The organism is Pseudomonas sp. AC252 (assembly GCF_979258105.1).
The window spans coordinates 449,288-463,353 of sequence record NZ_OZ409837.1 but is presented as its reverse complement, the minus strand read 5'-3'; the positions used below and the strand labels follow the sequence as shown (position 1 = coordinate 463,353).

Below are 14,066 nucleotides of genomic sequence, written 5' to 3'. Positions count from 1 at the left end.
CGGGTCGGGCTTTCTATACTCCCAGCCGAACCCACTTTTCCGTTCTGAGGAGTCGCGTCATGGATGAACAGAAACGCGTCGAAATAGCCGAACCTCGCTTCGAACATGGGCAATTTCTGCTGATTGCCGGTTTCGGCGGGCGATTCACTCAGCAAACCACCGAAAACATTCCCGCGTTGTGGGAAAAACTGATCCCGCACTTGGGAAAAATCCCCGCGCAAGTCAACGAAGTGACCTACGGCGTTTGCTGCAACGCGGACGGTGAGGGCGGTTTCGAATACATTGCCGGTGTGCAGATCGACAAGCTCGATGAGCTGCCGGAAAAGTACCGCTGGGTTGAAATCCAGCCGCAGCAATATGCGGTGTTCGAGCACAAAGGGCCACTGACGCAACTCCCCGACACCTTCCAGTACATCTGGAACACCTGGCTGCCGCAGTCCGCTTACGAAGCGGCGGACGCCCCGGAATTCGAGCGCTACAGCGAGGATTACAACCCGAAACTCAATACCGGCACCCTGGAAATCTGGCTGCCGATCAAGGCCTGAGCGGCGTAACAATCGAGGCGGAGCATGTCCGCCCCGGTGGTTCTGCATTATGCTGGCGGGCCTTGTTTCCACAGATTTTTGAGCTGCCATGAACACCGTGATCCGCAACGTCAGCGCTGCCGACCTGGACCGCTGCTACGCCATCGAAACCGTCGCCTACGAAGGCGACGAAGCCGCCACTCGCGAGAAGATCGCCACGCGCATCGCCACTTGGCCGGACGGCTTCATCGTCGCCGAGGTCGACGGCGTAGTCGCCGGTTTCATCAATTCCGGCGCGGCGTTCGACGTGCAGATGTCCGACGAGGCCTTCAAGGAACTGATCGGCCACGACCCGAAAGGCCCGAACGTGGTGATCATGTCGGTGGTGGTACACCCGGATTACCAAGGGCAGGGCCTGGCCAAGCGCCTGCTCGCCGAATTCATCGAGCGCATGCGCGGGATGCAGAAAGCGACGATTCACTTGATGTGCAAAGAGCAACACATTGCGCTGTATGCCGGGTTCGGTTTTGCCTACATCAAACCGTCCGAGTCCGACCACGGCGGCATGGCGTGGCACGAGATGATCCTGACCCTCTGAAGCCAACACCTATCGAAACTGCCTGATCGTTCCCACGCGGAGCGTAGGAACGATCAGGGATACTCAGAAGAACAGGCCCATCCGCCGCTCGTACCCAATCCGGCCCTTGTACGCTTCGCCGCTGTCGACATAGCCATGCCTGGCATACAGCGCAATCGCCGCCTCGTTATCAGCGTCCACCGACAATTCCAGCCCCTTGATCTCCGGCCACGCCTCGCGGGCGACAGCGGGCAGCGCTTGCAGGCACGCCTTGCCGTAACCCTTGCCCTGCGCGCGCCGATCGACCTGCAGAGCATGCAATGTGGCGCTGTGTTCGTCGGCCCAGTCGGGCAATACCGGCGGGCGCTTGAGCAGCAGAAACGCCACCGGTGCGTCGTCCGCCAGCAGGGCAAAACCCTTTACGCCGGGGCCGGGTTTCGACAGCAGGGTGTGCAGGGCACCGTGGATGTCTCCGGAGAACTTGATCTGCTCGGGGTGAATTTCAATCGACTCGACTTGCTCACGCTGCAAAGGGCTGAGGCTGTCGTAAGGCACGAGTTGGGATGACAAGGGAATTTCCTTTTTCCTACAAGGAGTGAGCCTCGGATTCTAGCGAGATTGTCGTCGGTGAATTTTTTGTTTCGCCTGTCGATCCGCGCATTGGGCAAACGACTAAGGGTGTCTTCACAACAAAAAAACCGGAGAACACCATGAGCGCACACAGCGAAATCCAGACCCTGATCAACACCTACCGCGAAGCGGTGATGGCCAAGGACGTCGAGAAAGTCATGGCCCTGTACGCCGACGACATCGTCTCGTTCGATGCGATCAAGGCGCTGCAATTCAAAGGCAAAGCGGCCTACCGCGCGCACTGGGTCGAGTGCATGGAAATGTGCCCCGGCCCGCACGTTTTCGAGTTCCACGAAATCGCCATCGAGAGCGCCGACAACATCGCCTTCGCCCACTGGGTAGCCAATTGTGGCGGCACCAACGACAAGGGCGAAACCCAGAGCTGCTGGATGCGCGCCACCGCGTGCTATCGGCAGATCGGCGGGGCGTGGAAGATCGCGCACGAGCATTGGTCGGCACCGTTCGATCCGATGAGCGGCGCGACGCTGTTCGATGTGACTCCCTGATCTTCAGCCATAGTTGATCCGTTCGAATCAGGAGATCGCCATGAAATACCTATGCCTGGTCTACAGCGATGAACGTCTGCTGCACACCTCGCCGGACAGCCCGGAGGACGCCGAATGCTGGGCCTACGCCGAGTCGATTCAGGGCAGCGGGCGGATGATCGCTGCCGAAGCGCTGGAATCGGTGGAGACCGCCACCACGGTACGGATGCGCAACGGCAAGGTGTCGATCACCGACGGGCCTTTCGCTGAAACCAAGGAGCAACTGGCCGGTTTCTACCTGATCGATGCCAAGGATCTCAACGAAGCGATTCAGGTCGCCGGCAACATTCCGGCAGCCCGGGTTGGCAGCGTTGAGGTACGTCCGGTGCGGCAGTTGAATGTCTGACGTCAGGGCGCGGGTCGAGCAGGTCTACCGCGAGGATTCGCGGCGGATTCTGGCCACGCTGATCCGCCTGCTCGGTGATTTCGACCTCGCCGAAGAAGCCTTGCACGAGGCCTTCTTCGTCGCGGTCGAACGCTGGCAGCGCGACGGCGTGCCGGACAACCCGCGCACCTGGCTGGTCTCGACCGGACGCTTCAAAGCCATCGATGTGTTGCGTCGGCGCGCGCGGTTCAAGGCGTCGCAACCGTTGCTGCTGGCGCAACTCGATGAGCTGGAACAGGCTGACTGGAGCGGCGAAGACGTGGAAGACGATCGCTTGCGGCTGATCTTTACCTGCTGCCACCCGGCGCTGGCCGCAGATGCGCAGGTGCCGCTGACCTTGCGCGAAGTCTGCGACCTCACCACCGAGGAAATCGCCCGCGCTTTTCTCTCGGCGCCGGCGGCGATTGCCCAGCGCATCGTCCGCGCCAAAGCCAAGATCCGCGACGCGAAAATCCCTTACCAAGTGCCCACGCTGAATGAATTACCCGAGCGCCTCGACAGCGTGTTGCGGGTGATTTATCTGGTGTTCAACGAAGGCTATTCGGCTTCGGTCGGCGCTGAGCTGACCCGCGAGGATCTGACGCGCGAAGCGATTCGGCTGGGGCGCTTGTTGATGGAGTTGCTGCCGGAGCCGGAAGTCATGGGTCTGCTGGCGCTGATGCTGCTGCATGAATCACGCCGGCCGGCACGCACCTCACCGAGCGGTGAACTGGTGTTGCTCGACGATCAGGATCGCTCGTTGTGGGGCGCCGGGTTGATGGCCGAAGGCTGCGCACTGGTGGAGCGCGCGCTGACTACCCGGCGGTTCGGGCCATATTGTCTGCAAGCGGCGATTGCAGCGGTGCATGCCGAAGCGCCATCGGCAGCTGAAACCGACTGGGAGCAGATAGTCGGCCTGTATGACGTGTTGCTGCGCGCGGTGCCGTCGCCGGTGATCGAGCTGAACCGGGCGGTGGCGCTGGCCAAACGGGATGGAGCGTTGGCCGGGTTGTTGTTGGTTGAAGGGATTTTGGCGCGTGGCGAGTTGCAGGATTACCACTTGGCCCATTCGGCGCGGGCGGAGTTTTGTCGGCAGTTGGGCCGGGTGGAGCAGGCGCGGGCGGCGTATCAGCGGGCGCTGGAGCTGACGCGGCAGGCGCCGGAGCGGCGGTTTATCGAGGGGCGACTGAGGGACCTGGGTTGATCTGGAAGCTGCGTCGGTGCGGCTGGCCCTTTCGCGAGCAGGCTCGCTCCCACAGGTGGTTGCATTCCTCTTTTGGAAGGCTCGCTCCCACAGGTGAGCGCGTTTCAATTGTGGGAGCGAGCCTGCTCGCGAATGGCAGCACCGCTTATTCCAGCATCTTGCTGAGCAACCAGCTCCCCGCCGGCCCCGGCGGATACAGGCGTGACCACAAGGCATCGACAAACACCGGTTTCGGCCAGCCCCTCACGTCCAGCTCCATCAGCAAATCAGCGGCATAACGCTGCACCAGCCACCTCGGCAACGGTGCCCAGCCAAAGCCTTTTTCAGCCATCTCCAGCAGCATCAGATAACTCGGCGCCGACCACACCCGGCCTTTGCCGCGACTGTCATACGGATTGACGATGGTCGCCAGACGCAACTCACGATGTTGCTCGAGGATCTGCTGATCGACATGCTCAAGCTTGGCCAACGGATGCTCGCGGCTGACGAACAGGGCAATCTCCGTGCGCTCGGCCACAGTCGAGGTCACCAGATCCGGCGGGTAGTTGTCCTGCATTTCCGCGAAGGCCAAATGCGCTCGGCCACGCTGGACCAGTTCGATCAGGTCATCGCATTCGGCAATCAGGCATTCCAGCTCAAGCTCCGGATAACGCTGCTCGAAACCCACCAGCGCCGCCTCGAAACGATACGACTGATAGGTATCGGAAATAGCCACGGTCAGCTTCGGTTCCACGCCCTGAGCCAATTGCCGCGCGCTCATCTCCAGACGACTGGTGGCAGCCAGAATCGCCTCGGCTTTTTGCAGCATGACGTGGCCGGCGGGGGTGAGCGTGGGCTTGCGGCTGCTGCGGTCGAACAGCTGCAGGTCCAGATCGATCTCCAGGCTTGCCACTGCCGCGCTAATGGTCGACTGACTGCGGCCCAATTTACGCGCCGCTGCGGAAAACGAACCTTGCGTCGCTGCCTGGACAAACGCCAACAGCACTTCCTGCGAAGCCATGAACTATCGCCTCGATCGATGGTTATTGGTTATGAAGTATCGGGATTCGGTCGGATCATGGCAACCATCGTCAAACAAGGAGTCGGCCATGACTGCCCACAAGTCCATCACCGAACGTGTTTTCCAGGCTATCGGTTTCGAATTTCTCGCCATCCTCATCTGTACGCCGCTGCTTGCATGGATCATGCAAAAGCCGCTGCTCGACATGGGCGCCGTGACCGTACTGATTGCGCTATTGGCGCTGGCGTGGAACGTGGTGTTCAACCGTTTTTTCGACCGTGCGTTGGCGCGGATGAATATGACGCATAACGCCTGGGTGCGAGTTGTGCATGCGTTGTTGTTCGAAGGTGGGCTGATCGTGATGGGCGTGCCGCTGATTGCCTGGTGGCTGTCGGTCAGCCTGTGGCAGGCGTTGTTGCTCGACATTGGCGTGCTGCTGTTTTTCCTGCCGTACACCTATGTCTACCACTGGGGTTATGACGTGCTGCGCGAGCGCTTCATGGCCCGCCGCGCATATGAAAGCTGAGATAAACCTGTGGCGAGGGGATTTATCCCCGTTGGGCTGCGTAGCAGACCCGATTTTGGGGCCGCTCCGCAGCCCAGCGGGGATAAATCCCCTCGCCACAAACAGTCTGTTGGTTGAGGTCAGAGGAACATGCCGCCAGACGCCTCGACCCGCTGGCCATTGATCCACTGTCCCCCCTCTGACAGCAGCAGCGCCAATGCACCGCCAATGTCATCCGGCTGCCCGACGCGACCCAGCGCGGTGTTGCTGGCGACCATCGCGTTGACAGCGTTGTTGTCGCGCACTGTGCCGCCGCCGAAATCGGTTTCAATCGCACCCGGCGCCAGAATGTTCACACCAATCTGCCGCGCGCCCAGCTCCTTCGCCTGATAACGGGTCAGCACTTCCATCGCACCTTTCATTGCCGCATAAGCGCCGTACCCCGGCAGGCTGAAGCGGGTGAGGCCGCTGGAGACATTGACGATGCGCCCACCGTCGTTGATCAGCGGCAGCAGTTGCTGAGTCAGGAAGAACGGTCCTTTGAACTGCACGTTCATCAGCAGATCGAACTGCTCCGGCGTGGTTTCGCTGAATAGCGCGTGCACGCCAATTCCGGCATTGTTGATAAGGAAGTCAAAGCGCTGTCGCTGAAAAGTCTCCTCCAGTGCTTGTTCAACCTGTTCGGCAAACGTGGCGAAATTCTCGCTGCGGCCGACGTCCAGTTGCAACATCGCCGCTTTCGCGCCAAGTGCCTGCAACTCAGTGATCAGCACTTGGGCCTCGTCGGCGCGGCTGTTGTAGGTGCCGATAATGTCGATGCCTTGCGCGGCGAGGTGCAGGGCGGCGCTGCGGCCCAGGCCGCGACTGGCGCCAGTGATCAGTGCGATTTTGCGATTCATGCTGACTTCCTCGATTGCATTGAGTGGGGATAGAAGAAGTTTATTTATCCGCCCTGAGGTGATAAACACAGCAAAAGCGGAATCACTGATCGGTTCAGCCGAACAATCACGGGGCTTGCCATGAACAAACTGGAACTGCTGCGGACGTTCGTCCGGGTCAGCGAACTGTCGAGTTTCACCCTCGCCGGTGAAAGCCTCGGCCTGCCGCGCTCCACCGTGTCCGAGCAAGTGCAGGCACTCGAAGCCTTGCTCGGTACGCGGCTGTTGCAGCGCACCACGCGCAAGGTGCAGGCCACGCAGGATGGACTGGTGCTGTATGAGCGCAGCAAGGATCTGCTCTCGCACATGGATGAAATTGAAGGGCTGTTTCGTCAGGACGAGGCGTCGCTGACCGGGCGCATCCGGGTCGACATGCCGAACATTCTCGCGCGACGGCTGATCATGCCGCGTCTGCCGGAATTCATGGATCGCCATCCGAATCTGCAGATGGAAATCAGCAGCACCGATCGCCGCGTCGATCTGCTCGGCGAAGGCTTCGACTGCGTGTTGCGCATCGGCGCGCAGCCGGATCAGTCGGTGGTCGCCCGGCATCTCGGCGACTTCCCGATGGTCAACTGCGCCAGTCCCGCTTATCTGCAACGCTACGGCGTGCCGCAGACCCTGGAAGATCTGGCGCAGCATCGGCTGGTGCATTACGTCGGCGTGCTGGGCTCGCGTTCGGAAGGGTTCGTCTATGAGGACAGCGGCGAGGTGCGACGCGTGGCGATGGCCGGCAGTGTCACGGTCAACAGCACCGATGCCTATGAAGCGGCGTGCCTGGGTGGCTTCGGCCTGACGCAAGTACCGCGCACCGGCATGCAGCCGCATCTGGAAAATGGCGAACTGCTAACCGTACTGCCGCAATACACCGCACCGCCGATGGCGATTTCATTGTTGTATGCCCGACAACGGCATTTGCCGCTGCGGGTGCGGGTGTTCATGGACTGGCTCGGCGATGTGGTTCGTTCGACGCTCTGACTTCGGAATGCAACCCTGTGCAGGAGCTGCCGAAGGCTGCGATCTTTTGGCTTTGATTTGTAAAAACAAGAGCAAAAGATCGCAGCTTCGGCAGCTCAGGGGATCTGTGTAGGGTCAGAAGATTTGGGTGAACAGCCAATACAGGCTGCCCGACAGCAAAATGGCCGCTGGCAGGGTCAACACCCAGGCCATCAGCAGATTGCGGATCGTGCGCATCTGCAATCCTGCACCATTGGCCACCATGGTCCCGGCCACGCCCGATGACAACACATGGGTCGTCGACACCGGCAAACCGAACATGTCGGCTGCGCCGATGGTCAGCATCGCCACGGTTTCCGCCGAGGCACCCTGGGCGTAGGTCAGGTGCGTCTTGCCGATCTTTTCGCCGACGGTCACGACAATGCGCTTCCAGCCGACCATGGTGCCGAGCCCCAGTGCGATGGCCACGGCGATCTTCACCCACAGCGGAATGAACCGCGTAGCGTTGTCGATCTGTTGTTTGAACAGCTGCAATTTGCTGCTGGTGTCGGCATCGAAGTTACCGACCTTGTTCTTGTCCATCAGGCGAATGCTTTCGCTGGCCAGGTACATGTCGTTGCGCACGTTGCCCATGGCTTCGGCCGGGACTTTCGCCAGCGAACCGTAGCCTCTGACTTCCTCGCCGATGTGCCCGGTCAGGGCGGCGAGGGCGGGGATCAGTTGCGGCGTCGGTTCCTTGCTGCGCACGTAATCGGAAAGGACCGGACGCGGATCGGCAGGTGCCGGCATTGGCGCGCTTTTCACCAGCGCTTGCTGGGTAACTTGCGCCACGGCGGCGAATTGCAGCGATTGTTCTTCCGGCATGGTGCGGTTCAACGCGTAGGCCATCGGCAAGGTGCCGACCAGAATCAGCATGATCAGGCCCATACCTTTTTGGCCGTCGTTGGAGCCGTGAGCGAACGACACGCCGGTGCAGGTGGCGATGAGCAAACCGCGAATCCACCACGGCGGCGGGGCATTGCCTTCGGGCGCTTTGTACAGCGCGCGATTCTTGACGAAAGCGCGCAACGCCAGGAGCAACAACGCAGCGCAACCGAAACCCACCAGCGGCGACAGCAGCAGCGCATAACCGATTTTGGTTGCCTGTGCCCAGTCGACACCGCTGGTGCCATCGCGGCCGTGCATCAAGGCATTGGCCACGCCGACGCCGATGATCGAGCCGATCAACGTGTGCGAAGAGGAGGCCGGCAAACCCAGCCACCAGGTGCCGAGGTTCCACAGGATCGCCGCGATCAACAGGGCGAAGATCATCGCAAAACCGGCAGACGAGCCGACCTGCAGAATCAACTCCACCGGCAGTAGCGCGATGATGCCGAACGCCACCGCACCGCTCGACAGCAGCACGCCGAGAAAATTGAAGAAGCCCGACCAGACCACCGCGACATTCGGCGGCAGCGAGTGGGTATAGATCACCGTCGCGACGGCATTGGCGGTGTCATGGAAACCGTTGACGAACTCGAAACCCAGCGCAATCAGCAGCGCCACGCCGAGCAGCAGAAACGGCGTCCACGTGGTGACGACCGTGCCGAGTTCGTGCATGTCGTGCATCAGGCTGTAGGCGGTGAACAGCATGCCCATGGCCAGCACGGCGAAGAAGATCACGTAGGTGAACGGACCGGGTTTCTTGTCGAGCGCCGGCCTGCCGCTGGCGGCGGACGCAGGGCTGGCGGTCAGTGAAGGCGTAGCCATGGCGAACAATCCTGAGCGAGGGAAGGAATGTCGTCCATGATCGTTGCAGAATGTTACGGAGAGACTGCGGCAGGTCAGTGTTTGTCTTATTAGTCTGACCATGATCGTTCCCACGCTCCCGCGTGGGAATGCCGCCCGGGACGCTCCGCGTCCCAGTGACGCAGAGCGTCACCTGATGCATTCCCACGCAGAGCGTGGGAACGATCATGGCAAGAGCTCAATAATCCCCACGCTTGCGAAACGCCCAGCGTCCGGCAATCACGGTGAATGTCGCCACCAACGCAACCAGCACCCAGAACCCATGGGGATCCTGCGACAGCGGCACACCCCCACATTCATGCCGAAAAAACCGGCAATGATGTTGATCGGCAAGGCCAGCACCGTCACCACCGTCAGGGTGAACAGCGTGCGGTTGCTCTGTTCGTTGAGGTTGGCGGCGATTTCTTCCTGCAACAGTTTGATGCGTTCGCCGAGGGCGGTGAGGTCGTTGATGATCAGCGCAAACTCCTCGGTGGATTTGCGCAACTCCTTGACGTCCTCCTTCTGCAACCACGGCGGCGGACGATTGAGCAGGCGCAGCAGCGAACCCGGCTCCAGCGCCAGGAGCCGTTGCAGCCGCACCAGCACGCGGCGATTGGCGCCGAGTTCGGCGCGGTTGGTCGACAGACGCGAAGAGAGCAATTCGTCTTCGACCTGATCGACACTCAGGCTGGTCTTGCGCACGATCTGCGTCAGCACTTCGCCCTGATCGCGCAGCAGGTGCACGAGCAATTCCGAGGGCGAGCGAAAGCACTCGCCGGCCTTCACCGACGAGCGCAACTTGTCCACGGAGTGCAGCGGTTGCAGGCGCGCGCTGACGATGAGTTTGCTGCGCACGCAGACCCACAGCGTCGACACGTCGGAGGAGACCATGCTGCTGAGGTTGAACACCACATCGTTGACCACCGCCAGCAGCGCCGAATCGACATGCTCGATGCGCGTCGAACGCGAACCTTCGTGAAGCGCTTCGAAAAACTCCTCGGGCAATTGCAGATGACTTTTCATCCAGCGCTCGCACGCGGCATGGGCTAGGTTCAAGTGCAGCCAGAGGAATTCGCCGCTGTCACTGCCGTCCTGCAAACAGCGCAAAGCCGTCGCCGAATCGATTTCCCGACCACGCTCACCGGGCAGAAAACGAAAGCCGTAGAGCAAGCCAAACAGGTCCGGGTCGCGATGACTGATATCGAGGCTGTGGTTCATGGCGGCTCGCTGCGAGGAGGGTGTCTGGGGCAGGATTTTCAGGTTCACCTGGGCGGCATCATCGCAAGCTCACGTGACCGTTTTGTGACAGCAAAATGACGTCAAATCAATGCCTTACCGGCTGTCGGAAGTTTCTCAAGGAAGGCTCTGGCGCGCCGATCTCAGGTGAGTTAGGTTGCGCGCCATTGGCGTTTGCCACGGTGCGACGACAGGGAAGTCCGGCCATTTCTCACGTCCGCCCGGGCGTGCCTCATCCCTGCTTCGAGTACCTTGCAATGCTGCAAAAATCCCTGAGAGCGCAAATTCTCGCCCTGCTGAGCGGCAGTCTGCTGGCGATGCTGTTGATCGCGCTGGCCTGCTTTCATTTCCTCTCCAACGGCGTGCAAAGCTACAGCCAGTTGATTGCTGGCCCGTTGCACACTTCGCAACTGATCGATGAAGCCAACCTGCAATTCAAAGTGCAGGTGCAGGAGTGGAAAAACGTCTTGCTGCGCGGCAAGCAACCGGCAGATCTGGCGAAATACTGGAGCCAGTTCGAGGATCGCCAGCGCGACGTGCAGAACATTCTCGGTGAATTGGCCGGCCAGAAGGGTATCGAGGCCAATCTCAAATCACGTATCGAACGCTTGCGCGAAGAGCATCGCCAGTTAGGTGCTGCCTACCAGAAGGGCCGCGATGCCTACGTGGCTGCCGGTGGTGATCCGAGCGCCGGCGACGCTGCGGTCAAAGGCGTCGACCGCGCCACCAGTGAACAGATGAGCGCGTTGGTCGCCGAGCTGCGCGAGCAGGGCACCGCGCAATCGGCATTGATCAGTTCCAGCGCTGATCGCACCGTGTGGCTGGGCCTGTTGGTGATGCTCGCGTCAGGCTTGCTGATCGGTCTGCTGAGCCTGTGGCTGGTCAGCCGCAACCTGATCGAGCCGATCCGCAACCTCATCGATTACGTCACTCGCTTGAGCCGTGGCCAGTTGGCCGAGCGCGTAGTCAGCGAGCGTCGCGATGAGCTGGGCAACCTCGCTGCTGCTGCGAACACCTTGCGCGATTTTCTCGCGGACACCTTCACTCGGTTGCAGCACAGCGCGAGCAATCTGGACAGCGCCAGCGGTGAGTTGAATGCCATTGCCACGACCATGGCCGGCGGCACCAGCGAGCAATTCAGCCGCACCGATCAGGTAGCCACGGCGATGAACGAAATGTCCGCCACGGCACAGGAAGTGGCCCGTCACGCCGCCGATGCCGCGCGTGCTGCCGACGATGCCGATCAGTCGGCGCAGCAGGGTGAAAAGGTCATGCAGACCACCATTCACTCGATCACCCAGATGCGCGGTGAAATTGCCAACACCGCCACGGTGATTCGTCGCCTGGAAACCGACAGCGGTCGTATCGGCAAGGTGCTGGAAGTGATTCGTGGCATCGCCGAGCAGACCAACCTGTTGGCCCTCAACGCAGCCATTGAAGCGGCACGCGCGGGTGAGGCCGGGCGCGGTTTTGCCGTCGTCGCCGACGAGGTGCGCAACCTCGCGCAGCGCACGGCGGAGTCGATCATCGAGATCAACCAGATCATTCAGAACGTGCAAACCGGCGCGGTGGATGCCGCGCAGGCTATCGAGAGCGGACAGGCACGCAGTGATGAAAGTGTCGAGCAAGTGACCCAGGCTGGCGCGATGCTGGAGCGCATCACTTTGGCCGTGGAGGCGATTCGCGACATGAACCGTCAGATCGCCACGGCAGCAGAAGAACAGACGTCGGTGGCCGAAGATATCTCGCGCAACCTGACTGAAATCACGGCGATCGCCAGTACCAACCTGGACAACGTGCAGCGCACCGAAAGTGCCAGTCAGAACCTGCATGGGTTGTCGGGGCAGTTGAATGAGGTGACGGCGCGGTTGAGTGCTTGATTGCGAGTTCAAGCGTCCGGCAACTTTCGTAGGTCCTCGCCTGCTCGCGATAACGGTGGAACAGTCAACATTGATGTCGCTGACACTCCGCTTTCGCGAGCAGGCTCGCTCCCACATGTTTTACGGCAGGCATGAAAAAGCCGCACGATCTTTCAATCGTGCGGCTCTTTAACAGCGGTCTATCAAGTGTCTTGCTTGTTGCTCAGCACTTTACCGGTGGTGGCATCAAAGTCCACGTCGAACTCTTTCCCATCAGCGGTTTTAAGTTCAACTTCATACTCATAACCGTTGAAGTGGTTATCCAGGTCGGTGTCGGTAATCGTTGCGCCCGGGTGCAATTTCAGTGCTTCGGCGTTCATCGATTCCAGCGACTTGATCTTGCCGTCCTTGACCAGTTGCGGCACTTGGTCGATGCGAACATCAGCCTGAGCCAGGCCAGCAGTGAGGGTCAGGGCAGCGGCGGTAAACAGGGCAGTCAAAGTTTTCATCGGTTCATTCCTTGGCAGTGCGTTGAAGTGGTTGATCTGTGTAAGTGGGTTCAGATTAACCAGCGCAACTTAACTCACCCTTAAATCTCTGCTTCGCGATAAAACTGCTCTTTTGTGGGAGCGAGCCTGCTCGCGAAGCAGGCGACTCGATAACCAGTCAGAAACCGTTCTTCTTCAAAACCTCGTCAACACTGCCAACAGCCGGACGCTTATAAAACTTCAACAATTCACTGGCGCGGTTAGTAAAGATGCCGTCGACACCCGCCGCCATGACCTTCTCGTAGTCCACCGGCTCGTCGACCGTATAAACGTGCACCAGCATGCCTTGGTCGTGGGTGTACTGATTCATCCACGGTTGCACCAGGTCGGAGTAGCTCTGATCACCACCCTGAGTCAGCTTCGCCGAAGGGCCGGTGCCGATCGCGCCCTGAGCTTTGGCGTAGTCGATCCACTGCTTGAATTCAGCTTCCGACTTCGGTTCCTGCTTGCCGTAGAACACGTTTTTGTCTTTCTCGCCGGACGCGGCAAACGTCACGGCGGATTTAGGCTCGATGCTGCCTTCGCCGACCCACAACAGCAGGATCTTCGGCACTTGCGGCATTTCCTTTTCCAGCAATTGCAGGCTGTTCTTATCGAAGGTCTGCAGGATCACCTTGCCTTTGCCCTGACCGACGCCGAGCGCACTTTTCGCCAGTTTCGAACCGGCCGGGCTCAGCCAACCGCGATCCTGCAGTTTTTCCTTGAGGTCATGTTCGATGCCGGGAAACAGCTGCGGCTCTTTGGTTTCGATGTACAGGCCCGGCTTGTGCTGCGGGTTGGCGCGGGCGATGTCGATGATTTCATCGAGGGTGAGAATTTTCAGCCCGGCGTAGGAGGGGCGTGCGCGGTCAGGGTATTTGGTGTTGAACCAGCTGCCGGCATCGAGGGTTTTCAGTTCGGCCATGGTGAACGCGGTGGCCGGACTGTCCTTGCGCTCGGGGAATTTGCTGGCGACGTCGGTGGTGCGTTGCAGGTTGTCGTCGTGCAGGGCGAAGAGCACGCCGTCCTTGCTGCGCTGCAAATCCATTTCCAGGTAATCGGCGCCGAGGTCACGGGCCAGTTTGTAGGCCGCAGCGGTGGATTCCGGGGCATCGAACGACGCGCCACGGTGGGCGATCACTGCCGGATGCGGAATGCCATGGGCGGCAGCGATTGCCTTGGGCTCGGGATGGCTGGCGGCGTGCGCCTGACCGAGGCCGAACAACAGACTCAGCACCAGAGCGCTTCGGGTAAAAGTGGCAGGCATGGTCGAGTTCCTTTCGCAGGTTTTTTTCGAGACGTACCTTTTAACAATTGACGCGCCGCAGGGCTATCGCCAGACCGACATAAACCGCGCAAAACGGAAATTTCCTGCACTTTTGTGGCGCTGTTTGCAGTACGCTTGCCCTCGGCTGACGCCCCGGCAGAGG

Annotated in this window: 14 protein-coding genes and 2 pseudogenes; 9 read left to right on the top strand and 7 right to left on the bottom strand. The window is 60.4% G+C overall.

The annotated features are described in order from the left end of the window. Positions 1 to 59: 59 nt before the first annotated feature. Together ACZZZ4_RS02195 and ACZZZ4_RS02190 are read left to right on the top strand one after the other, a co-directional pair. Positions 60 to 545, top strand: a complete 486-nt coding sequence (locus ACZZZ4_RS02195; RefSeq protein WP_415761730.1) for a GyrI-like domain-containing protein — start codon at positions 60 to 62, stop codon at positions 543 to 545. Between the two features lie 88 nt (positions 546 to 633). Further along, a complete protein-coding gene (locus tag ACZZZ4_RS02190) occupies positions 634 to 1,122 on the top strand; it encodes a GNAT family N-acetyltransferase (protein WP_415761731.1) in 489 nt (162 codons plus the stop codon). Between the two features lie 63 nt (positions 1,123 to 1,185). On the opposite strand, the gene ACZZZ4_RS02185 is transcribed toward ACZZZ4_RS02190, so the two are convergent. After that, positions 1,186 to 1,671 (bottom strand): GNAT family N-acetyltransferase, encoded by a 486-nt coding sequence (locus ACZZZ4_RS02185; RefSeq protein WP_463547158.1) that lies wholly within the window; start codon positions 1,669 to 1,671, stop codon positions 1,186 to 1,188. 140 nt (positions 1,672 to 1,811) lie between these two features. On the opposite strand from ACZZZ4_RS02185, the gene ACZZZ4_RS02180 reads away from it, so the two are divergent. From ACZZZ4_RS02180 to ACZZZ4_RS02170, 3 genes are read left to right on the top strand one after another with little or no spacing between them, the layout of a single operon-like run. Beyond that, a complete protein-coding gene (locus ACZZZ4_RS02180; RefSeq protein WP_463547157.1) occupies positions 1,812 to 2,237 on the top strand; it encodes a YybH family protein in 426 nt (141 codons plus the stop codon). Positions 2,238 to 2,277: 40 nt separating this feature from the next. Beyond that, the gene (locus ACZZZ4_RS02175; RefSeq protein WP_039758054.1) at positions 2,278 to 2,622 is read left to right on the top strand and encodes a YciI family protein; all 345 of its coding nucleotides are present in this window, start codon (positions 2,278 to 2,280) and stop codon (positions 2,620 to 2,622) included. Beyond that, a complete protein-coding gene (locus ACZZZ4_RS02170) occupies positions 2,615 to 3,844 on the top strand; it encodes an RNA polymerase sigma factor (RefSeq protein ID WP_463547156.1) in 1,230 nt (409 codons plus the stop codon). Before ACZZZ4_RS02175 ends, ACZZZ4_RS02170 begins: the two co-directional genes overlap by 8 nt. A gap of 145 nt (positions 3,845 to 3,989) precedes the next feature. On the opposite strand, the gene ACZZZ4_RS02165 is transcribed toward ACZZZ4_RS02170, so the two are convergent. After that, positions 3,990 to 4,844 carry a LysR family transcriptional regulator gene (locus ACZZZ4_RS02165; protein ID WP_463547155.1) on the bottom strand — a complete coding sequence of 285 codons (855 nt, stop codon included), beginning with the start codon at positions 4,842 to 4,844 and terminating at the stop codon, positions 3,990 to 3,992. 88 nt (positions 4,845 to 4,932) lie between these two features. Between ACZZZ4_RS02165 and ACZZZ4_RS02160 the strand changes: the two genes are divergently transcribed. After that, entirely contained in the window at positions 4,933 to 5,370 is a 438-nt protein-coding gene (locus ACZZZ4_RS02160; RefSeq protein WP_463547154.1) for a multidrug/biocide efflux PACE transporter, read from the top strand. A gap of 119 nt (positions 5,371 to 5,489) precedes the next feature. Here ACZZZ4_RS02160 and ACZZZ4_RS02155 read toward each other — a convergent pair whose 3' ends face one another. Continuing rightward, entirely contained in the window at positions 5,490 to 6,248 is a 759-nt protein-coding gene (locus tag ACZZZ4_RS02155) for an SDR family NAD(P)-dependent oxidoreductase (protein WP_463547153.1), read from the bottom strand. 120 nt (positions 6,249 to 6,368) lie between these two features. Here ACZZZ4_RS02155 and ACZZZ4_RS02150 point away from each other — a divergent pair, with 120 nt between their 5' ends. After that, entirely contained in the window at positions 6,369 to 7,265 is an 897-nt protein-coding gene (locus ACZZZ4_RS02150; RefSeq protein WP_463547152.1) for a LysR family transcriptional regulator, read from the top strand. 114 nt (positions 7,266 to 7,379) lie between these two features. On the opposite strand, the gene ACZZZ4_RS02145 is transcribed toward ACZZZ4_RS02150, so the two are convergent. Together ACZZZ4_RS02145 and ACZZZ4_RS02140 are read right to left on the bottom strand one after the other, a co-directional pair. Then, entirely contained in the window at positions 7,380 to 8,993 is a 1,614-nt protein-coding gene (locus ACZZZ4_RS02145; RefSeq protein WP_415761739.1) for an inorganic phosphate transporter, read from the bottom strand. A gap of 217 nt (positions 8,994 to 9,210) precedes the next feature. Next, a pseudogene (locus tag ACZZZ4_RS02140) lies at positions 9,211 to 10,232 on the bottom strand (transporter). 95 nt (positions 10,233 to 10,327) lie between these two features. Between ACZZZ4_RS02140 and ACZZZ4_RS02135 the strand changes: the two are divergent. Both ACZZZ4_RS02135 and ACZZZ4_RS02130 read left to right on the top strand, forming a co-directional pair. Further along, positions 10,328 to 11,245, top strand: a pseudogene (locus tag ACZZZ4_RS02135) (methyl-accepting chemotaxis protein); the annotation flags it as partial. Between the two features lie 117 nt (positions 11,246 to 11,362). Further along, on the top strand, positions 11,363 to 12,130 hold the full coding sequence (locus ACZZZ4_RS02130; RefSeq protein WP_430981868.1) for a methyl-accepting chemotaxis protein: 768 nt from the start codon (positions 11,363 to 11,365) through the stop codon (positions 12,128 to 12,130). A gap of 182 nt (positions 12,131 to 12,312) precedes the next feature. Here ACZZZ4_RS02130 and ACZZZ4_RS02125 read toward each other — a convergent pair whose 3' ends face one another. After that, a complete protein-coding gene (locus tag ACZZZ4_RS02125; RefSeq protein WP_039758030.1) occupies positions 12,313 to 12,618 on the bottom strand; it encodes a PepSY domain-containing protein in 306 nt (101 codons plus the stop codon). 157 nt (positions 12,619 to 12,775) lie between these two features. Further along, positions 12,776 to 13,903, bottom strand: coding sequence for a glycerophosphodiester phosphodiesterase (locus ACZZZ4_RS02120; RefSeq protein WP_463547151.1), 1,128 nt, complete (start codon positions 13,901 to 13,903; stop codon positions 12,776 to 12,778). Between the last annotated feature and the right edge of the window lie 163 nt (positions 13,904 to 14,066).